22 protein-coding genes are annotated in these 17,857 nt (G+C 67.1%); 12 read left to right on the top strand and 10 right to left on the bottom strand.

The window, feature by feature from the left end; genetic code table 11:
* The first annotated feature begins 43 nt into the window (after positions 1 to 43).
* Positions 44 to 3,484 carry a hypothetical protein gene (locus DB354_RS00680; protein WP_107833535.1) on the top strand — a complete coding sequence of 1,147 codons (3,441 nt, stop codon included), beginning with the start codon at positions 44 to 46 and terminating at the stop codon, positions 3,482 to 3,484.
* Positions 3,485 to 3,649: 165 nt separating this feature from the next.
* Here the strand turns inward: DB354_RS00680 and DB354_RS00675 are convergent, their stop codons facing one another.
* From DB354_RS00675 to DB354_RS00660, 4 genes are all read right to left on the bottom strand, one after another.
* Positions 3,650 to 4,315, bottom strand: a complete 666-nt coding sequence (locus DB354_RS00675; protein ID WP_107833506.1) for a hypothetical protein — start codon at positions 4,313 to 4,315, stop codon at positions 3,650 to 3,652.
* A gap of 54 nt (positions 4,316 to 4,369) precedes the next feature.
* Positions 4,370 to 4,726 carry a VOC family protein gene (locus tag DB354_RS00670; protein WP_107833505.1) on the bottom strand — a complete coding sequence of 119 codons (357 nt, stop codon included), beginning with the start codon at positions 4,724 to 4,726 and terminating at the stop codon, positions 4,370 to 4,372.
* 210 nt (positions 4,727 to 4,936) lie between these two features.
* Positions 4,937 to 5,308 carry a VOC family protein gene (locus tag DB354_RS00665; protein ID WP_107833504.1) on the bottom strand — a complete coding sequence of 124 codons (372 nt, stop codon included), beginning with the start codon at positions 5,306 to 5,308 and terminating at the stop codon, positions 4,937 to 4,939.
* A 51-nt stretch (positions 5,309 to 5,359) separates the two neighbouring features.
* Positions 5,360 to 6,328: a YafY family protein gene (locus DB354_RS00660; protein WP_107833503.1), complete on the bottom strand. Its 969-nt coding sequence runs from the start codon at positions 6,326 to 6,328 to the stop codon at positions 5,360 to 5,362.
* Positions 6,329 to 6,500: 172 nt separating this feature from the next.
* On the opposite strand from DB354_RS00660, the gene DB354_RS22440 reads away from it, so the two are divergent.
* The 3 genes from DB354_RS22440 to DB354_RS00650 all read left to right on the top strand — a co-directional run bounded on the left by DB354_RS22440 (position 6,501) and on the right by DB354_RS00650 (position 8,697).
* Positions 6,501 to 6,719 carry a hypothetical protein gene (locus DB354_RS22440; protein WP_199226760.1) on the top strand — a complete coding sequence of 73 codons (219 nt, stop codon included), beginning with the start codon at positions 6,501 to 6,503 and terminating at the stop codon, positions 6,717 to 6,719.
* 61 nt (positions 6,720 to 6,780) lie between these two features.
* Entirely contained in the window at positions 6,781 to 7,974 is a 1,194-nt protein-coding gene (locus tag DB354_RS00655; RefSeq protein ID WP_158277300.1) for a response regulator, read from the top strand.
* Between the two features lie 9 nt (positions 7,975 to 7,983).
* Positions 7,984 to 8,697, top strand: a complete 714-nt coding sequence (locus DB354_RS00650; protein WP_107833501.1) for a winged helix-turn-helix domain-containing protein — start codon at positions 7,984 to 7,986, stop codon at positions 8,695 to 8,697.
* A 121-nt stretch (positions 8,698 to 8,818) separates the two neighbouring features.
* Here DB354_RS00650 and DB354_RS00645 read toward each other — a convergent pair whose 3' ends face one another.
* Complete coding sequence (locus DB354_RS00645; protein ID WP_107833534.1) at positions 8,819 to 9,436, bottom strand: TIGR00730 family Rossman fold protein; 618 nt, start codon at positions 9,434 to 9,436, stop codon at positions 8,819 to 8,821.
* Positions 9,437 to 9,695: 259 nt separating this feature from the next.
* Here DB354_RS00645 and gluQRS point away from each other — a divergent pair, with 259 nt between their 5' ends.
* Positions 9,696 to 10,553 (top strand): tRNA glutamyl-Q(34) synthetase GluQRS, encoded by an 858-nt coding sequence (gluQRS, locus tag DB354_RS00640; protein ID WP_107833533.1) that lies wholly within the window; start codon positions 9,696 to 9,698, stop codon positions 10,551 to 10,553.
* Positions 10,550 to 11,071: a molybdopterin adenylyltransferase gene (mog, locus tag DB354_RS00635; RefSeq protein ID WP_107833500.1), complete on the top strand. Its 522-nt coding sequence runs from the start codon at positions 10,550 to 10,552 to the stop codon at positions 11,069 to 11,071. The genes gluQRS and mog overlap by 4 nt, the downstream gene beginning before the upstream one ends.
* A 9-nt stretch (positions 11,072 to 11,080) precedes the next feature.
* Here mog and DB354_RS00630 read toward each other — a convergent pair whose 3' ends face one another.
* Positions 11,081 to 11,437 carry a hypothetical protein gene (locus DB354_RS00630; RefSeq protein WP_107833499.1) on the bottom strand — a complete coding sequence of 119 codons (357 nt, stop codon included), beginning with the start codon at positions 11,435 to 11,437 and terminating at the stop codon, positions 11,081 to 11,083.
* Positions 11,438 to 11,521: 84 nt separating this feature from the next.
* Between DB354_RS00630 and DB354_RS00625 the strand changes: the two genes are divergently transcribed.
* Both DB354_RS00625 and DB354_RS00620 read left to right on the top strand, forming a co-directional pair.
* Positions 11,522 to 11,866 carry a phenylpyruvate tautomerase MIF-related protein gene (locus DB354_RS00625; protein WP_107833498.1) on the top strand — a complete coding sequence of 115 codons (345 nt, stop codon included), beginning with the start codon at positions 11,522 to 11,524 and terminating at the stop codon, positions 11,864 to 11,866.
* Between the two features lie 79 nt (positions 11,867 to 11,945).
* Positions 11,946 to 12,170 carry a zinc ribbon domain-containing protein gene (locus DB354_RS00620; protein WP_107833497.1) on the top strand — a complete coding sequence of 75 codons (225 nt, stop codon included), beginning with the start codon at positions 11,946 to 11,948 and terminating at the stop codon, positions 12,168 to 12,170.
* A gap of 52 nt (positions 12,171 to 12,222) precedes the next feature.
* Here the strand turns inward: DB354_RS00620 and DB354_RS00615 are convergent, their stop codons facing one another.
* The gene (locus DB354_RS00615; RefSeq protein WP_107833496.1) at positions 12,223 to 12,597 is read right to left on the bottom strand and encodes a nucleotide pyrophosphohydrolase; all 375 of its coding nucleotides are present in this window, start codon (positions 12,595 to 12,597) and stop codon (positions 12,223 to 12,225) included.
* Positions 12,598 to 13,238: 641 nt separating this feature from the next.
* Between DB354_RS00615 and DB354_RS00610 the strand changes: the two genes are divergently transcribed.
* From DB354_RS00610 to DB354_RS00600, 3 genes are all read left to right on the top strand, one after another.
* The gene (locus tag DB354_RS00610; RefSeq protein WP_107833495.1) at positions 13,239 to 13,631 is read left to right on the top strand and encodes an Hsp20/alpha crystallin family protein; all 393 of its coding nucleotides are present in this window, start codon (positions 13,239 to 13,241) and stop codon (positions 13,629 to 13,631) included.
* 260 nt (positions 13,632 to 13,891) lie between these two features.
* A complete protein-coding gene (locus DB354_RS00605) occupies positions 13,892 to 14,092 on the top strand; it encodes a hypothetical protein (RefSeq protein ID WP_107833494.1) in 201 nt (66 codons plus the stop codon).
* A gap of 73 nt (positions 14,093 to 14,165) precedes the next feature.
* Entirely contained in the window at positions 14,166 to 14,357 is a 192-nt protein-coding gene (locus DB354_RS00600) for a hypothetical protein (protein WP_107833493.1), read from the top strand.
* A gap of 45 nt (positions 14,358 to 14,402) precedes the next feature.
* Here the strand turns inward: DB354_RS00600 and rlmJ are convergent, their stop codons facing one another.
* Complete coding sequence (gene rlmJ, locus DB354_RS00595) at positions 14,403 to 15,290, bottom strand: 23S rRNA (adenine(2030)-N(6))-methyltransferase RlmJ (protein ID WP_107833492.1); 888 nt, start codon at positions 15,288 to 15,290, stop codon at positions 14,403 to 14,405.
* An 82-nt stretch (positions 15,291 to 15,372) separates the two neighbouring features.
* Positions 15,373 to 15,873 carry a YhcH/YjgK/YiaL family protein gene (locus DB354_RS00590; protein ID WP_107833491.1) on the bottom strand — a complete coding sequence of 167 codons (501 nt, stop codon included), beginning with the start codon at positions 15,871 to 15,873 and terminating at the stop codon, positions 15,373 to 15,375.
* 258 nt (positions 15,874 to 16,131) lie between these two features.
* Here DB354_RS00590 and DB354_RS00585 point away from each other — a divergent pair, with 258 nt between their 5' ends.
* The gene (locus tag DB354_RS00585; RefSeq protein WP_107833490.1) at positions 16,132 to 16,845 is read left to right on the top strand and encodes a DUF4412 domain-containing protein; all 714 of its coding nucleotides are present in this window, start codon (positions 16,132 to 16,134) and stop codon (positions 16,843 to 16,845) included.
* 101 nt (positions 16,846 to 16,946) lie between these two features.
* On the opposite strand, the gene DB354_RS00580 is transcribed toward DB354_RS00585, so the two are convergent.
* Positions 16,947 to 17,702 carry a hypothetical protein gene (locus DB354_RS00580; protein WP_146180048.1) on the bottom strand — a complete coding sequence of 252 codons (756 nt, stop codon included), beginning with the start codon at positions 17,700 to 17,702 and terminating at the stop codon, positions 16,947 to 16,949.
* Positions 17,703 to 17,857: the final 155 nt, after the last annotated feature.

Below are 17,857 nucleotides of genomic sequence, written 5' to 3'. Positions count from 1 at the left end.
GGTTAGCATGTCTCCGTTCTGCTCCGATCACGTGACCCATATCATGCCCTCCGCTCCGTCCCAGAAGCCCAGCACCGGTTCGGTCGACAACGACGAACAGTTGATCGCCTACCTCAACTTGAAGCTGCGTGAGATCGGCCAGCCCGCGCTGCCCAATGCGTCGGCCGAGGGTCTCGCCCCGCTGGTGGACCATTTCCTGGCGCTGAGCCGGGAGAAGGACCGCGCGCTCGCCCGGCACCTCTGCCCCATCGACCAGCGCCTGCAGAACTTCCTCTACGACCAGCTGGAGGCGCACTGCGACGTGCCGCGCCTGCCGGCGATGACGCTCGTCCTCGACCGCCCTGGCCTCGCCCGCGTGCTGTCGCTCCCGCCGGATTCCGACAAGCACCAGAGCGACATCCTGTCGTCGTACCGGCTGCGCCAGGGCGTGCTGCACAACCCAAAGAGCGATCGCCGCACGACCCAGGGCACCTTCCACATCGCCCAGCTCGGCCTGCCGATCCCGGACGACAAGAAGGCGGTCCCCGTGCACGTGTTTGGCCGGCTCCTGCGCGCCGCGCTCACGCCGCCGAGCGACCTGATGCGCCTGCCCTTCACCGCCAACGCGCCGCGCCCGGCGGAGTGCTTCGTCTCCCTGCACCTGCGGCCCGTGGTGTGCCCAGAAGTCCCCGGCTTCACGCCGCAGCGCTCGATGGAGACCCGGTTCTTCGCGCCCGGCTCGCTGATCGCCAACCTCGACTTCGTGGAACGCATCTTCGGTAACGGCGGCGACCCACACCTGCCGGAGAACGACGCCGCCCTCGATCCCGAGCACTGGACCGGCCACACCGGCTGCGTCATCCTCGCCCCGCACCTGACCACGCTCACCAAGCGCGAAGTCGGCCTGCCCAAGTGGGCCGACGCCACCGAGCGCCAGCGCCGCGACAAGATGTGCTGGCAGAATCCGGACGAGCTCTACAACGACGGCGTCGCCTTCAAGCTCAGCGCCCGCGACACGAGCGGCGTGATGATCACGCTAATCGCCGACAACTACTTCGGGTACTGCAAGAAGGAGGTTAAGACCCAGATCAGCTTCGCGGCCAACCTCCTCGGCCGTTGCGAAGAGGAGCACGCGGGCGGCGCCATCGTGTTCCCCAGCTACGACCTCGGCGACGACTTCCGGCTGAGCAAGAGCCTCGCGGGCGTCGACCATTCGTTCACCGAAGTGTATTCGCAGCTCGGCGACCGCATCGAGGTGAAGCCGGGCGGCTGGGCGGTGGATCGCACGTACCGGGATATCTGCTACGTGCCCCAGGATGCCTATTTCCAGTTACGCGAGCAGACCATCACTTGGCGCGACGGCCCCGGCACGCACACGATCAAGCTGCTGCCGCAGCACACCTACGTCCTGCCCTCCGGCTACAAGGTTGAGATGGTGAACCCCGACGACGGTCGCCGCTGGCGGCTGCGCGGCACCACTTCCGAAGGCATCTTGTGCCACAAGCCCTGCACCGTCTCGGGCGGCGGCAAGTCCGAGATCTCCAAGTCGATCGCCGACGCGACATTCATCGGGCCGAACTTCGTCAGCAACCTCACCGCCGATTTCGACCTGATCGACCAGATCCTGAAGCGCGAGTACGGCATGCGCTTCCGCGATCCGAGCCAGAACACCCCGCACGGCCGGCCGCTCCTCAGCCTCGAGCGTTCGCTGGGCTCCGTGGTGAAGCTGCTCAGTCGCAGCCCCGATTACACCGACGAGTACAACGCGTGGCTCGACACGATCCCGCACTACATCCGCGACCTGGTTCTCCTCATCAAGCGCTACTACAAGCCCGAGTGGGGCGAGGACTGGCGCCGGCATTTCAGCGTCGATACGATCAACGGCCGACCCGGCAACGAGATCAAATACCACCGCCAGAAGGTGCTCACACACTACCTGCGCGTGGGTTTCACTCCCGACGGCGGCTGGCGCACGTTCAGTCTGCGCAAGGACTTCTTCCCCGCGGTCAAGATCCAGGCCGAGGACGACATCACCGCCTCGGTCGTCGTGCCCGCGCGGACGCTCACCGGGCTCCCGGAATGGGCGCCTCCCGGCGGCTCGCTGAAGTTCGTGCACAATTGCGAGTTTTCGCTGTTCCAGCGGCCCGATGACGCCATCCATCGCGGCTACGACAAACGCACCGAACGGGACTTCTCCCAGCCGGGGAACTTCATGTCGAACTACGAGCCGCTGACGCACGACGCCGCCCGCGCGGTCGTCGACGACGCCATCGGCTTCGGTGCGTTCACTGCGCCCGTCCAGCGGATCTTCCGCGAATTCCTCGCGGCCGACCGCCCGGCCTTCCTGGCCTCGCCCGCGCACCCGCGCATCATCGACGGCAAACCCTCGAAGAACCCGCGTTACCTGCAGAAGCGTCCCGATCTTGAGGACCCGCGCACCACCTACCTCGCGCAAGTGGGGGCTCGGCTCTACCGGCGCGTGCCGACCAGCGCTCCTGCGCTCTTCCCCGTGGCCGCCGTGCTGTCGGGCCGCCGGCTGAACCCGCCGGAGCCCGGCGTGAAGCCGCTCTGCGTCTTCGGTCCGCTCCACTATCAGGAGTTCCCCGAGGCGTTCATGGACTACATCGCCAGCCTCACCGGCAAGTCGCCATCCACCACTGGCGCCGGCTCGGAAGGCGCGCTGACCAAGGGACCGTTCAACGCCCTGCCCCCGATCCACGATCTCAACGCGGCGCTCGTGTCGGCCCTGCTGACCGACCTCGCGGTGTTCTCGTCGGCCGCCGGCTGGATCGGCCCGAAGTGCCGCATCGATCACGACATCAGCCTCCTGGTGCCGGAAATCTGGGCGCGCATGTCGCCCGAGGAGCGCACGCCCAAGTTCCTCATCGAAAACGACTATCTCGAGCGCTGCACCGACTGGGAGCACAAGGGTCATCCCGTGCTGGCCAGCCGCCTCGGCTGGCGCATCACCGCGCGCTTCGTCCAGACGTTCTGCGGCCGCGTGCTCAGCAACCCGAGCACGCTGTTCGACGAGGAGTTGCTCCGCCCCGAACTGCAGGGCGCCGCTGTCTTCGCCGAGGGCATGGAGAACATCATCCAGGCGATGCGCACCGCCGCATGCTCGTACTTCAGCGATGGCTCAATTGAGCAGGCCATCCCGCCGTTGTACGCACTCCTCCACGTGATGCGTGACGGCCATTACGAGAATATGGGGCCGAGCGACCCGAAGTTCCGCCAGCTATTCACCCGCGAAGCGATGCTCGCCAGCGAGTGGTACGCCGACCGACTCAAGGCGCAGCAGCGGCGGGACGTTCGCCAGTACGAGGTGCAGGCCCAGTACCTGGAAAAGTTCCTCGGCCACGAGAACTACGCCGATGTAGCCGACGGCCTCCTCGTCCGCGAGCGTCTCAGCTCCACCAAGCTGTCCCTCGCGAACGCCCGGTCGCCGAGCTACCTCGACCAGCTCGTCGGCACGATCGGTCTCGATCCCGCCCTCGTGCCCTGAGCTACGCGGCGGGCACCGCGGGTGTCCCGCCGACGCTCGTCCATCCTGTTTCCGCGCCCGTGGCGCCCACCTCTCCGGGCGGGTTGCCGCGGGACGTGAGGAAGCCGTCTCGCACCGACGCCACCGGTCCTCGGCAGGCCCGCGTCGTCGCCGCAGCCCGCCAGATCAGTCGAGGTCAGGCAGCGCGCGGAGCTCGTCCACGACGTGGATCCGATCGTCTGCGTCGAAGGCGAAGACGAACGCGTACGTTCCCGAGTGCGAGGCGACGACAAACACCGGCTCGGCGATCTCCGCCCCGGTGTACTGCCACCACTTCGTCATCTCCGCCGCCGTGAGCGTCCGCACCTGGTACGGTCCCGCCTCCCGCAAGAGCGACTCGATGCTCTGCGCCAGCGCCGTCTTGTCCGCCTCGCTGCGGAGCACCCGGCCAATCAGCGCGCTCTCGGTCATCTCCTCGAGGGAAACGCCCGGCGTCAGCAGTTTCAATTCCCGGGACTCCGCGTCCCCGATCGGCCGCAGCCCCTGGACCACGCGCCACGCGCCCGGCTGCACCAGCACGGTATCCGCGTAGATATCCAGCTCGTCGTCGACCAAGCTCTCGGCGAGCCGGCGCGCACAGCGGATTACCTGGTCCGTCTTGGCATAGCGAACATGCACCCCGGGCGGGATGGCATCAGGCACCAGCGCCGTGCGCCGATCGGAGAAATCGGGCCGCGCATCGGCCGCCGTGTACACCTTCCGGGTGTCAGGCGGCGTGCCAGTCGGCCCCACGCAGGAGCAGAGCAGCAGCGTCGTCACGGCGATGCCCAGCGGAGGAAGTGCGTATCGCATCGCCGGGCAATCAAGGGCCCGCCGCCACCCGCGTCAACCGACCTGCGGCGCCGTTCACTCGTCCAGCGCGCAGATCGAAAGCTCGTTGCCACTCGGCTCGGCGTAGTGAAACCGCCGACCGCCGGGAAACGCGAAGATGTCCTGCGTGATCGTCCCGCCGTGCTTCACCACGAGGTCGCGCATCCGCTCCAGCTCCGGCGTGTACGTCACCAGCAGCACGCCGCCGTCGGCGATCCGACTGCGACGATCCCCGCGCACGATTCCGCCGGTCATGGCGCCGTCGGAAAACTCCGTGTAATCGGGACCGTACGCCTTGAACGTCCAGCCGAGGACGTCCCCGAAGAAGGCTTTGGTGCGCTCCGGATCCCGGGCGTAGAATTCGACATAGAAGAGACGATTGGCGGTGTACATGTGACGTTTGGTTTGAGGTTCAGGACCGCGGGCGCGACCCCGGCGCCGCCGGGTCGACTTTCAGGACGCTGAAAAGTCCGCGCAGGTAGAGCCCCCGCAGCTCATGGCTCCCCGGGCCGATCGCCCGCTCACGCTCGCGCGGGTTGCGGCTATGGCGTGGCTGGCGATGGCCGGACGGGGCCGTTGCTTCGGGCGTGGGAACGGGAGCGTTCACGGAGCGTTGCGTTTGTGCACCGTCACACAGTTGCCATCCGGATCGAGTACGACCGCCATCGAGCACACACCGGTGCTCACAGGTTCCAAGGTGAACCGCACCTGCGCCGCCTTCAGTTGCGCGACCGCATCGCCGAAATCCACGACCTCCAGCGCAATCGACGGCCCTTGGCTCGAGGGCTTCCATTGCTCCGCCATGTTGGTGATGGCCAGCGTGCCGCCCGCGGCCTCGTACTCGATCCAATGCCGCCCGTCGTGCTCAAACACCGAGGCCGGCTTCAACCCCAGGAGTCCTTCGTAAAACGCGCGTGCGCGGGTCATGTCCGTCACCGGATACCCGGTGAATGCGAATTCTTTGATCGAGATCATGGTAGGACCGCGATCCTACCACCGGGCACTGACAACCTTGTGTCAGGAGCCTCAGCCCGCCACCAGGGCGTCGCTGTGCCGCTCCGCGATCGCCTCGGCCTGCCGGCGGACCTGTTCCCGCAACTCCATCGGGGCAATGGCTTCCGCGTCCGCGCCGAAACCGAGGAGCCAGCGCGCCAGCCACTCGAGGGAAAAGGTGAACATCGTGTACTCCGCCCCGTCGTCGCGCCGACGTTCCTCGATCAGTGTCGCCTGGCTCTCGTTGCGTGCCCGCTTGATCGCGCGATCGGAGAACCACACGCGCGCCGATTCCGACTCATCCCGCTTGTCCTGCTCGCGCAGGTGCCGCGTGAGCGAAAAATCCGGCCGCGCCGCGAAGGTCTCCGGCAACAGTTCCAACCCCTGCACGCGATCCACCCGAAAGTGCCGGAAATCTCCCCGCAACCGGCACCACGCCACCAGGTACCAGGCTCCGCCATAGAAAACCACGCCCAGTGGCTCGACGTCGCGCTGCGTCTCCTCCCCCACCGCGCTGGAGCGGTACCGCAACCGCAACACCCGGCGCTGCGCCACGCCGTGCTGCACCGCCAGCAGCCAGGGTTGGGTCTGCGGCTCCGCCGCCGGCCGGCAGGTGGGGTTCCGGATCACGGTCTGCCGGCCCAGCCTGTCTACCTGCTCCTGACGTTCCCGCGGCAGGATCGCCCGCAGTTTATCAATCGCCGAGGCCATCGGCTCCGCCACGGATGCGTCGCCAAACTGCCGCACCATCTGCGCCCCCACCGCCAGCGCCGCCGCCTCGTCCGCCGTCAGCATCACCGGCGGCAAATTGTAGCCGCGCACCAAGCTGTACCCCACCCCCGCCTCGCCCAGGATCGGCACGCCCGCCTCCGCCAGCGCCGAAATGTCCCGGTAAACCGTCCGGAGGCTGATCTCGAAGCGCCGCGCCAGCTCCTCCGCGCGCACCACCCGCCGCCCCTGGAGGTGCATCACCATCGCTACGAGTCGATCCGTCCGATTCATGGCGCGAGCAGCTAACGACCTGCGACCAAGTTGAAAAGGGATTTCATCAAGCTCTTTTCCCCAAAACGCCCCCCGACTCCCCCTTGTCCCGGATCAAGCCCCGCCCCATTCCGCCATCCCGCGACGTTGACCACCCGCACCGCCGGCGCTTGATCGGAGCCTCACCCGCCCGATGAGTTTCTCCTGCCCGCATTTCCGGCCCGACGACGAGTACTGCCTTCGTCTCCACACGGACTGCGTTCCCGGCCGGCGCGGGTGCGTGATCGGCAAGGATACCGTCTTCGCCGTCGCTGCGGAGGTCCGCGTGCGCGAAAAGGAGGAGGAGAAGCGCCGCCGCGCGCTTGCCGCCCTGCTTCCCCACCCGCCGGGAGGCGGCCAGGCAGACCCTTGACGCCCGGCGCGGCGATCCGGCATCACACCAGGTGATGAACCGGGTGTCTGCCGACCTGCTCATGCCTCGAATCCTGGTGGTCGATGACGAACGCCAGATCCACGCGTCGCTGCGCCTGCGCATCGGGTCCGACTACGACCTGGCGTTCTGCTTCAGCGCCCGCGAAGCCCTCGATCGCATCGAGCGCGAGCGTTTCGACTTGTGCATCGCCGACATCCACATGCCGGAAATGGACGGGCTGACCTTTGTCGAGGAGGCGCAAAAGACCGACCCCGAGCTCGGCTTCATCTTTCTCAGCGCCTTCGACACCGACGAGAACCTCCGGCGCGCCATTCCGCTCCAGGTTTTCGACTTCATCGGCAAGCCCCTGCCCGACCGCGATGGCTTCGAGGACCGCATTCCGGGCTGGATTGAGCAAACCCGCAACCGGCGCCACCAGCGTGCCCTGGCTCAGCACTCGAAAGAGATGGTGCAGGACCTCCAGTCGGCCCAGCTCGAACGCGAGGTCGAGCTCGTCGCCTCCGAGAGCGCCCGCGACGCCCTGCTCCAGACTGCCGGCCTCCTCACCACGATCCACGCCCACCTGCTGAGCAGCTCCACCCTGCTCAACCAGCGCGCCAAGTCCGATCCCTCGCTCGGCCATCTCCTGCGCAGCCTCGAGGAAGCACGCAAAACCGCCGATGCCGCCATCCTCGTGACGGAGAGCTTCTTCGACTCCGCCTACGGCAATCGCGACACCTCGCCCGCCGTGGTGAATCCCGGGCTCCGGCACGCCATCAACATTGCCACCCGGATGAGCCATGCCGAGGAGATGCACAAAACGGTCGACGTCACGCCCGCGAGCGACGAGGTGATCGTGCGCGAGATCTCGGGCATCGATTTTCTGCTCATGATGGTGCCCGCGATCGGCCTCGCCCTCTACACCACGGCGCCCGAAACCACCGTCCGTGTGACCACTGAGCATGTGGCCCGCCTCGAAAATGCGTCCAGGGACTCCCGCTACCGGCAACACCTTTGGATCAATCGCCGCAACGCGCTCACCAGCCACGCCGGCGTCACGATCACGGTCACCTGTGGCGCCGCGCCGTTGAACCGCGCCGTGGCCGAGGCCTGGCTCAAGGGCGCGAGCACCCCTCTCCCCGCGATCACCGCGCGCGGGCTCGTGCTCGGCATGCAGAAGGCCAAGGGCTTGCTCGGCATCGCCGTCGAATCCAGCGGCGAGGTCTTTCAGCTGGTTCTGGTCCTTCCCACTTAACCGCCCCGCGTGATCGCGATCGTCTCGAGCAACCCCGCCGAACGCCTCGCCCTGAGCTCCTTGTGCGAGAGCCGTTCCTGGCCGCACCTCGAGTGTGAGTCGGTCCGCGCCTTTCGCGCCCTGCTTGGCCACACCCTGCCTCGGGTCGTGCTCGTGCGCAACCGGCTCGAGGATGGCTATTCCGACGACGTCTTCGCCGCCCTGAAATCCGCCGGCCTCCTGCCCTCGACCAAGACCATCGTGCTCCTCGCCGCCGGGACTTCGTCCGCCCAGGAGGCCCGCCAGGTCGCACTCGGGGCGGACTGCGTGCACCGCGATCCCGCCCGGGCCGACGTCCTCGTTGAGTACCTCGATCGTTACCGCGCCGCGCCCGGCACCGATCGCCAGGCCGAGCTGCCCCGCGCCGTCACACGCACCTTCCCGTTCGCCAGCGCGGTCGTCCGGCCTTCGACCCGCACCATCGAGTGCGACGGCCGCAAGACGACGCTCACGCCGCGCGAACTCGCCTTCGCCGAGCTGCTTTCGGAGCGCCATGACGACGTGGTCAGCTACCACGCGATGTACTCCGAGCTTCTCGGCCGCCGTTTCGCCGGCGACACGAGCAACATGCGCGTCCTCCTCGGCAAGCTCGGCCAATCCCTCGAGCGCATCGACCTCAACGTCCGCGACTGGATCGAGGTCATCCCCAAGACCGGCTACCGCTACCACTCCGGCGGCCGCTAGGGGTCAGATGATAGATGTCAGATGTCGGATGTCAGAGCTCAGAGGTGACATCTGACATCCGACGTCTGCACCCCAGACCTCTGACATCTGACGTCTGACATCGGACGTCTGACGTCTGGCCTCAGCGCGTCTCAAACCACTTCGACTCGCGCAATGGTCCTACGCCGGCCTCGAGGTGCGTGAACACGTCCGGCACGCTGCCCGCGACGCGGTACAGGTCCTGGTTCGAAGTCTTGTAGAAACGCTCCGTCAGCATGCGGTCGAACATCCGCAGGAGGTCATCATAGAACCCGTCCTGGTTGAAGATCACACATGGCTTCCGCACGACGTCCAACTGCCGGAGCGTGAGAATCTCCATGATTTCCTCGAGCGTGCCCCAGCCGCCGGGCAGGGTCACAAACGCATCGGCCCGCGTTTCCATCAGCAGCTTGCGCTCCCGCATCGTGACCACGGTCACGATCTCGTCCGCATCACTGTAGGCCAGCTCCCGCGCCTTCATGAACTCCGGGATCACCCCCACCACCTTGCCGCCGGACTGCTTCACCGCGCGCGCCACCGCCCCCATCACCCCGGTCTTGCCGCCGCCGTAAACCAGCCCCCAGCCGCGCAGGACCATCTCGCGTCCGAGTTCGGCCGCCGCCGCGTAATACTTTGGGTCCAGCCGGTCGCTGGACGCACAGTAAACACAGAGAAAACGGGAGGAGGAGACGGCGGGCTTGGCGGGAAGAGGCGTGTTCAAGTTCAGCACGGAGACGAAGCGCCCAAACTGGGCTCCGCCGCCTCGCCGCTCAACCACCAACTCACCCGTCCCCGCCCGCCCGAGGAAGCGCTTGCCGCTCCGCCCGCCACGCTCTCAGCTCAACGTCCTCGAGGTCACCCGCGGGGCCGACCCGCGCTCCGGCTTTGCCAGCCGCTGGCACCGGAGCCGCCGGCTCACCCCGCGCCCGCCCCGCCCGCGCCCGCCGCTCACCCGGCCGGCGCCCAACCAAGTCTCTTCCTTGTCCACTCCCTACATCGGCCGGCTCGCGCCATCCCCCACCGGGCTCCTCCACCTCGGGCACGCTCGCACATTCTGGGTGGCCGCCGAGCGCGCTCGCGCGGCCGGCGGCCGGTTGCTCCTGCGCAACGACGACCTCGACCGCGCCCGCTGCCGCTCCGAGTTCGTCAGCGCCATGCAAGAGGACCTTCGCTGGCTCGGGCTCGACTGGGATGGCGCGATGCTCGCCCAGAGTACGCGTTTCGACCGGTACCGCGCCGCGTTGCGCCAACTGCACGCCGCCGGGGCCCTCTTCGCCTGCACCCGCTCCCGCCGCGATGTCCTCGAGGCCGCCGGCGCTCCCCACGAGGGCGGAGTCGACGACGAGCCCGTCTACCCCCGCGAGTTCCGCCCGCGCGTCGACACTCCGCTCCCTCCGCTGGACACCCCCGGCGTGAACTGGCGCTTCCGCGTCCCCGATGGCGAGCCACTGCGCTTCACCGACGGCGCCGCCGGCGAACAGCGGGCGATCGCCGGACGCGACTTTGGCGATTTCATCGTCTGGCGCCGCGACGACACCCCGAGTTATCAGCTCGCCACGACGGTCGACGACGGCGAGTTCGGCGTCACTGAGGTCGTGCGGGGCGAAGACCTCATCCGCAGCACCTTTCGCCAGCTCCTGCTGTTTCGCGCCCTGGGCCTGCCCGCGCCCGCGTTCTTCCACACTCCCCTCGTCCTCGACGCCGCGGGTCACAGGCTGGCCAAACGCCACGATGCGCTCGCGCTCCGCACGCTGCGCGAACAGGGTGTCTCCCCCGCCGCCCTCCGCGAACAATTCTCCCGCGAACTAACCCCGCTCGTCTCCCGCCCCCTTCCATGATCAGTCTCGGCGTCATCAACGTTTCCGACCGCGCCAGCGCCGGCGTCTACGCCGACATCCCCGGCCAGGCCTGCGTCGCCCTCCTGCGCGAATGGCTCACCTCACCGTTCGAGGTCGATTATCAGGTCGTGCCCGACGAGCAGCCCGTGATCGAGGCCGAGCTCCAGCGCATGGCCGACGTCGCCGGCTGCTGCCTCATCGTCACCACGGGCGGCACCGGCCCGGCCCCGCGCGACGTCACGCCCGAGGCGACCGCCGCCGTCTGCCAGAAGATGCTGCCGGGGTTTGGCGAACTTATGCGGGCCACCTCGCTGCGCTACGTGCCCACCGCGATCCTTTCGCGGCAGACCGCCGGCATCCGCGGCCGGTGCCTGATCGTCAACCTGCCCGGCCGTCCCAAGGCGATCCGCGAGAACCTCGAGGCCGTCTTTCCCGCGATTCCCTACTGCATCGACCTGATCGGCGGGCCCCGCCTTGAGACCGCGCCAAGCATGCCCGCCTTTCGCCCAAAGGCCTGACCGCCCGCCTCAAGCCGGATTGTGCCAACTGCGAGGCAGCACCGACTCCGGCCCGACGATGTAGACGCGATAGTACAGCCAGAATACGATCAAGCCGAGCACCAGCAGGAAGAACGCCTCGCCCAGCGCGCCAAACCGCGCCCGGCTGTTCCGTTGCAGCGCCACCACCGCCGACGTGATCGCCGGCGCCACCAGAAACCCCACGATCGCGCCCCCAAACAACACCATGCCCATGATCGCCGCGGTGCGGAGCATCACGTCATAGATCATCTTCGCCTTATAGCTCACCAGCTCGATGCAGAGATTCAGCAGGAGCAGGCAGCAAGGCAGCACATAGTAGTTTCTGACGACTTGGGCGCTTTTCATTTCGAGCAGTTGCGGGAACGTCGTTCGGCGGCGAAACTACCATTCGGTTCATCACGCCTCCCCAGCCGTCAACCCAGGACTGCCATGCCGTACCTCAAAATCCAGACCAACCTTCCCCTGTCCAAGAAAGCCGAACGCGCTGTCCTCAAGAACGCCTCCCAGTTGATCGCGGAGCTGCTCGGCAAACCGGAGAGCTTCGTGATGGTCGCGCTGCAGGCCGACACCCCCATGCTCTTTGCCGGCAGCGACGATCCGCTCGCGTTCCTCGAGTTGAAGAGCATCGGGCTGCCTGCGCAGCGCACCAAGGACCTGTCGGAGGCGCTGTGCCAGATGATCGAGGGACACCTCGGCGTCCCGTGCGACCGCATCTACGTCAAGTTCATCGACGTGAAGCGCGGGATGTGGGGTTGGAAGGGCGACACGTTCTGAGCCGGCGCCGCCACGGGGCAGCACGCGCTTGATCCGCTTGATCCGGAAGCGTCACCGCTTAGCTTCCGGCGCTTTCCTCATGCCCACGTACATCTACGAAACCATCCCGCAAAAGCCCGGTCGCAAGCCGCGCCAGTTCGAGTTGCAGCAGTCGATGCACGACGCGCCTTTGACGAAGGATCCCGCCACCGGGGAATCGGTGCGGCGGCTCATCTCCGGCGGCTACGGCGTCATCACGCAGCACGCGGCGCCGCCCGCGCCGTCCTGCGGGGGTGACTGCGGCTGCTGTTGCGAGAACAACTAACCATCACCACCGGCGCGACTGGGGCGGAAGGACTGCCGCGAGCGAACGCGCCTCAGAGTTCCGTGTACTTGTCGGCGCGTCCGCGCGCCTTCTCGACCGGGTACTTCTTCCCGTTGGCGATCATCTTGGCCTCGATGGCCGCCGAGAGGTCCATGCCCGTCGCGTTCGCAAACTCGATGGCGTAGATCACCACGTCGGCAAGTTCGTCGGCGATCTTGCCGCGTTTCAGCGGGTCCTGCGCGACCGCCTGCGACTGCTCGGGGGTCGTCCAAAGGAAGTGCTCCATCAACTCCCCGGCCTCGGCGGCCAGCGCCATGCTGAGGTTCTTCGGCGTGTGGAACTGCAGCCATTCACGCTCCCGCGCAAACGCGAGCACGTGCTGCTTGATCTCTTCCACAGTGGTAACGGAGTCGGCGAACGCGGTCATTGCCCGTGGACCTCATCACCTCCCCAGCCCCGGCGCAACCCCCGGGTCCCGGTCTCACTCTTTCTCTTCCTCTTCCTCTTACTCTCGAGGGATTGAGGGATTGAGGGATTGAGGGATTGAGGGATTGAGGGATTGAGGGATTGAGGGATTGAGGGATTGAGGGATTGAGGGATTGAGGGATTGAGGGCCTGGCAATCTTTCTCGTTCTCCCCCCGTCTCAGTCTCCATCTGTCCTCCGCCTCCCCGTCTCCATCCCTCCGTTCCAGCTCCGTTCCCTCCGTCTCTCCACTCCCCCCGCCCAACTCCCGCCACTCCGACTGTACCGCCCCTTTCACAGGGTCTGCTGACACGCTGCGGAAAAAATCGTGCTTGGCACGCCTCCTGCAATCTGCAGCTTCGCCAACGTCTCTTCTTAATGACCGCGTCCCTCCATCATCGCCACAGCCTGTCCGCTGGCACTTCGTTTACGAAGGCCCGCGTCCAGCAGCGCTGTGTCACGATGCGACCGGTCGTTATTTCCGCTTGGAATAAAAACACCGTCGCGGGCCACCAGAACTAAAACTTCCACTCGGAAGCATTTTGGTTCTCCAAGAGCCCGGCGGCCCCAAGCCCCCGAGGAATGCTTCCATTCATTTCCTCCCATGCACACGATCATCCACCCGTTCGTTTCCAGCAGCCGCAAGCGTACTGCGACTCCGGCGTCCTCCGAGACGTTCCGCCAGCCGCACTATGACTGCGACGAGCAGGCCGACGCGTTGAAGCTCGTCGTGTATCTGCCAGGCGTGACTGCCGCGGGCATCGACATCGAAGGCTCCGGCGCCGACCTGACGATCACGGCGCGCAAGCCGCAGGTCGTCCGCGTCAACTGGCAGGCCCTGCATCTGGAGAGCGTCCAGCGCGACTACCGGCTGAAGCTCCGGCTCGGCCATGGTTTCGACTACACCGCGATGCAGGCCGAGGTCAGCAACGGCGTCCTCACCGTGACGCTGCCGAAGCAGGCCTTCGCCCGTATCGGACTCGCCCGCGTCGCCTAGCTTTCCTCCGACGGCCGCGGAACGCGTGGTCGGCGGCGCCTTCTGGCCCCGCCCGCCATCGCCCCGCGGCCCTCGGAGAATCGCGCGTGACGTTTGTGCGTCAGCACGGCACCCGCGCGTCGCCCGCCTGTCGAACATTCCGCGCTCCAGCGTCCGCGGCCTCCGCGGTCTTTCCGCCAGCTTTCCCCGCCCGCCTTAACCTTTCCCCTCAACCCGTTCCACGGGTGTGCCGATTCAATCCTTGTTATTCCCCATTCCCCATGAAGTTTCCCCAGCATTGGCTCCGTCTCGTCGTCGGTCCCTCCCCGCAGATAGCCGAAAGCGTCCACGTCGTGACGCGCAGTGACGTCCAGTGGGGCTCGCCTGTGTTTCGCGCGCCCTCGCTGCCCACGCCGCTCCAGTTCAATTCGGAGCTGCCGTTCACCGCCGGACTCCGTCCTCGCATCAGCAAGCGGCGCTGACCGGCCGCGCGCCGAGAATTTCCGGATTTTCGACGGCACAATCCAGTCCGACCTGGGTCTTCGATCTTCAGTCATGCACGCCCTGCCCGATTACCACCCCCAACGCCTGCCCGAGCCTCCGGCCATGGTGCGCGTGGCGTCGCAGTCGGACGTGACGTGGAATCGGCCCGTGTTCAAGGCACCGCCGCTGGTTCTGTCGTCGCTGAAGTTCGACCCGCGCACCGTCGCGGAGGAAGTGCGGCGCGGACTCCAGACCGGCCGTTGAGCCCCTGATCCGCTCGCGGCGCGAACCTTCCCGGTTCGCGCCTTTTTATTGCTCCGGCACGAGCCAGTCCACGCGCCCGGCCGCGCCCGGCTCCTGGGCCAGGACGTCGGCAAGAAAACCGAGGGTGCCGCGCGCCTCGGCCTCGAAACGCCAGGGCGGGTTGACGATCACCAGACCGCAGCCTTTGAGCTTCCGCGCCGCCTCGTCGCCCGCGATCGCCAGCTCCGCGACGAGCGTCGCCGGCGGCCGGCCCGCCACGATGGCCGAGAGAAAATCCCGCACGCGCGCCCGCTCCGTGAGCGGATACCACAGCGCAAACACCCCACTGGGGAAACGTTTCAGCCCCTCGCCCAGCGCCGTCGCCACCTGCGCAAACTCGTCCTGCGCCTCATAGGGTGGATCCACCAGAATCAACGCCCGGCGCTCTCGCGGCGGCAGCACCGCCCGGATCGCCGTGTAGCCATCCATGTCCTGCACCGCCGCTCCCGGGCCCTCCGGTCCCGTCCGCCGGCGCCCAAATTCCAGCCGCAGCGCGTCGCACTCCGCCGGGTGTTTCTCGCACAATGCCAGCCGGTCTTCGGCCCGCAGCACGCGGCTCGCGAGCACGGGGGAACCGGGATAGTACCGCACCTCCGACTCAAGATTGCCCCGCGCCCGGTCGAACTCCCGCACCAGCGCCACGTAGTCGGCCACCGGCTCCGGCAGTCCCGCCCGATGCCACAACCGGCCGATGCCGTCCGGCCACTCCGGGGTGCGCGCCAGCGTGTCGCCGATCGCCGCCGCCCGCAGGTCATACGCCCCGCGGCCGGCATGCGTATCCAGATAAAGGTACGGCTTCGGCTTCTGCTGCAGCGCCCGCAACAGGCGCACGAGCAGGACGTGCTTCATCACGTCCGCAAAATTGCCCGCGTGGTAATGGTGCCGGTAGTTCAAGGGGGGAGTCGGATCTGCCGCGAGGGTCGCAGGAGGCGCGCGATCGGCGGAGGCGATTCCGCCTCCGCCCGCGCCCGCCCGCTCAGCCCGCCACCGGCACCTTCAGGACGGACTTGCGCACCACCACCGGCGCGGTCCCGCTGCGCAGCGAGGGCATGTGCACGTCGGGCGGGAAAAACACCGCCGCCTCGCCGCCCCGCAGCCGCAGCCGCGACGCCGTCGGCACGTCCTCGTACACGATCAGGTCCCGGGCCTCCTGGTAAGCCTCGCGCTCCTTGGCAAACGCCACGTCGACGACCTCCATTAGCTCGTCGCCCGCCAGCAGCACTTGGATGTCGATGAACTTGCGGTGTGCCTCGAAAAAGCCCTCGGGCCGCGGCTTCGTCTCATAGGCCTGCTCGATCGCGATCACCCCGTGCGCGAGTTCGTGCTTCTCCGAACTGCCCGGCGCCAGGCGGGACAACCGATTGTGCGCGACCGAACCCGGCCGCAGCAGTTCTTCCACATAGGTCCACGCCGTCGCAAACGCAGGCGTCTGCGAAGTTTGCGCGCGAACCGTTTTGACCGAACCGAAGAGTGCCATGCGGCCAATCCACCCCGCCCCGTCACCGCTGGCAAGCCAGCGCTGGTTCGGCCCGTCCCCGCCTTCCGCCTTCCCGTCCGGCCGCACCACGCGCCCGCTCTAGCCGCTCGCCGGCGCCAGGCTGTCGGGACGACCGTGAACCGCGGGACCGCGCCATCGTCGCGTGAAGTGCCTGCAGCGAAGGCAGTTTCATAATCGGTAGACAAAAACCCCGTTTACTCCCCGCCCGTGACGTGCGATCAATAGGCCCTCACCCCTATGAAAAACCTGCGTCCCCTCATCGCTGCGTTGCTCCTGCTGGCTCCCATCGCCGCCGTCGCGGCCGGATTCGAAGGCAAGATCGCCATGACCATGACCAATGGCCGGGAAATGAAGCTGCCCATGACCTACTACCTCAAGGGCGGCCAAGCCCGCGTCGAGGTGCAGATGGAGCAGATGAACACCGCCATGATCATCAATCCCGCCAAGCACGAGGCCGTCATCCTCATGCCGCAGCAGAAGATGTACATGGTGCAGCCCATCCCCCAGGGCACCGCGTCCAATGAGATCGCCAACACGGGCGACACCACCGTCGAGAAAACCAACATCCACGAGAAGATCTGCGGGTACGACACCACCAAGTACATCGCGACGTCCAAGGGCTCCGTCTCCGAAGTCTGGATATCCGATCAGCTCGGACTCTTCCTCGGCACGGGCTCCGGCGCCCCCGGGGGCGGTCGCGGTAACGGTCAGCAGCAGGCCTGGGAAAAGGTTTTCCAGGGCAAGAACGCGTTCCCGCTTCGCGTCGTCACCAAGGACCGCAAGGGCGGCGAAGCCTTCAAACTCGAGGCCACCGCCGTCAGCAAGGAATCCGTCGCCGATTCGATGTTCGTCCCGCCCGCCGACTACCAGAAATTCGACATGGGCGGCATGATGAAGGGGATGATGCAGGGCAAGATGCCAGGCATGCCCGGCGCCCAGCAGCAGGATTGACCGTCAGGGCCGTTCTCCTGCACGAGATCGATCTTCGTTCACGGGCCGGGCCTTTCGTCCCGGCCCTTTTGTTTTCCCCACCCAGCTCCACCCGGTCGACCTCAGCGCTTCGGCAGCTTGATTCCGACCGGCCGAGCAAACGCGTCCGCCGGCAGCTCCGGATTGGGCTGAATGGACTCGACCATCGTCTGTTGCCGCGGCTTCCCATCGATCACGAGCGCGATCAGGTGCGGCATCAGCACGCCGTTCACCGGACGATAGTCCGCAAAATGCGTCACCACGGTCGTCTTGCCACCCGAGGGCGTCGTCCGCTCCTCGAGCCGGCTCACGATGAAGAAGGTGTCGGGATCGAGTAGCAGCGAGAACGTCTCCGTCAGCCGCCGCGTGACCAGGATCCGCAGGAGAGTCCTGTTCTCGGCCTTCACTTCGCCGGCGTAGTCAAAGGTGAAGCCCCGCTCCGCCCCCGCGATCAGCGGATCGTCGAACTCCGCGTCCGCGGCGAACGTCGCCGCCGTTCCCTTCGCCATGTCCCGGTAGCGCGGCGGCCAATCGCCAGTGTCGAACTCCCAGGGCGCATTCACGCCGTCACTCACCTGGATCAGCGTCCGCCCGGCGTTCTCCGTCTCGATCCGCACGCGGTTCGGACGCGCGGCAAGCATCGTGAAGCGCGTGCGCTTGTCGCCCACGACGACCGTCCCGGTCGCGCGAATCGCCGTCAGCGCCGCAATCCGCTCCCGCCCGCCCAGCGCCTCAACGTGAATCCGGATCAGCTCCTCCGCCCTCCCCGCCCGCAATGGCCCCACCGCCGTCAACATCAGCACCGCCGCCACCAGCATCCGCGAAATTCGAAGGTTCACCCCGCTGGTAAACAGCCTCGCGTCGCCTTCGCCAAGCCCCATCCCCTCCCCCCATCTTTCTCGTTCTCTTTCTCCACACGTTCCGTCCTCCGTCCTCCCTCCGTCCCCCCCGCCCCTCGCCCCGCGCCCCCCTCGCCCCCCTGCACTCCGTCCGC

This window comes from Opitutus sp. ER46 (genome assembly GCF_003054705.1).
GTDB lineage: Bacteria > Verrucomicrobiota > Verrucomicrobiia > Opitutales > Opitutaceae > ER46.
Note: the sequence above shows the minus strand (reverse complement) of the source record. Positions and strands in the feature narration are given on the sequence as shown.

Bases quoted from the DNA above. Each gene is read 5' to 3' on its own strand.
- DB354_RS00680 (WP_107833535.1), top strand. From the start codon at position 44: ATGCCCTCCGCTCCGTCCCAGAAGCCCAGCACCGGTTCGGTCGACAAC.
- DB354_RS00675 (WP_107833506.1), bottom strand. From the start codon at position 4,315: ATGCGATACGCACTTCCTCCGCTGGGCATCGCCGTGACGACGCTGCTG.
- DB354_RS00670 (WP_107833505.1), bottom strand. From the start codon at position 4,726: ATGTACACCGCCAATCGTCTCTTCTATGTCGAATTCTACGCCCGGGAT.
- DB354_RS00665 (WP_107833504.1), bottom strand. From the start codon at position 5,308: ATGATCTCGATCAAAGAATTCGCATTCACCGGGTATCCGGTGACGGAC.
- DB354_RS00660 (WP_107833503.1), bottom strand. From the start codon at position 6,328: ATGAATCGGACGGATCGACTCGTAGCGATGGTGATGCACCTCCAGGGG.
- DB354_RS22440 (WP_199226760.1), top strand. From the start codon at position 6,501: ATGAGTTTCTCCTGCCCGCATTTCCGGCCCGACGACGAGTACTGCCTT.
- DB354_RS00655 (WP_158277300.1), top strand. From the start codon at position 6,781: ATGCCTCGAATCCTGGTGGTCGATGACGAACGCCAGATCCACGCGTCG.
- mog (WP_107833500.1), top strand. From the start codon at position 10,550: ATGATCAGTCTCGGCGTCATCAACGTTTCCGACCGCGCCAGCGCCGGC.
- DB354_RS00630 (WP_107833499.1), bottom strand. From the start codon at position 11,437: ATGAAAAGCGCCCAAGTCGTCAGAAACTACTATGTGCTGCCTTGCTGC.
- DB354_RS00625 (WP_107833498.1), top strand. From the start codon at position 11,522: ATGCCGTACCTCAAAATCCAGACCAACCTTCCCCTGTCCAAGAAAGCC.
- DB354_RS00620 (WP_107833497.1), top strand. From the start codon at position 11,946: ATGCCCACGTACATCTACGAAACCATCCCGCAAAAGCCCGGTCGCAAG.
- DB354_RS00615 (WP_107833496.1), bottom strand. From the start codon at position 12,597: ATGACCGCGTTCGCCGACTCCGTTACCACTGTGGAAGAGATCAAGCAG.
- DB354_RS00610 (WP_107833495.1), top strand. From the start codon at position 13,239: ATGCACACGATCATCCACCCGTTCGTTTCCAGCAGCCGCAAGCGTACT.
- DB354_RS00605 (WP_107833494.1), top strand. From the start codon at position 13,892: ATGAAGTTTCCCCAGCATTGGCTCCGTCTCGTCGTCGGTCCCTCCCCG.
- DB354_RS00600 (WP_107833493.1), top strand. From the start codon at position 14,166: ATGCACGCCCTGCCCGATTACCACCCCCAACGCCTGCCCGAGCCTCCG.
- DB354_RS00590 (WP_107833491.1), bottom strand. From the start codon at position 15,873: ATGGCACTCTTCGGTTCGGTCAAAACGGTTCGCGCGCAAACTTCGCAG.
- DB354_RS00585 (WP_107833490.1), top strand. From the start codon at position 16,132: ATGAAAAACCTGCGTCCCCTCATCGCTGCGTTGCTCCTGCTGGCTCCC.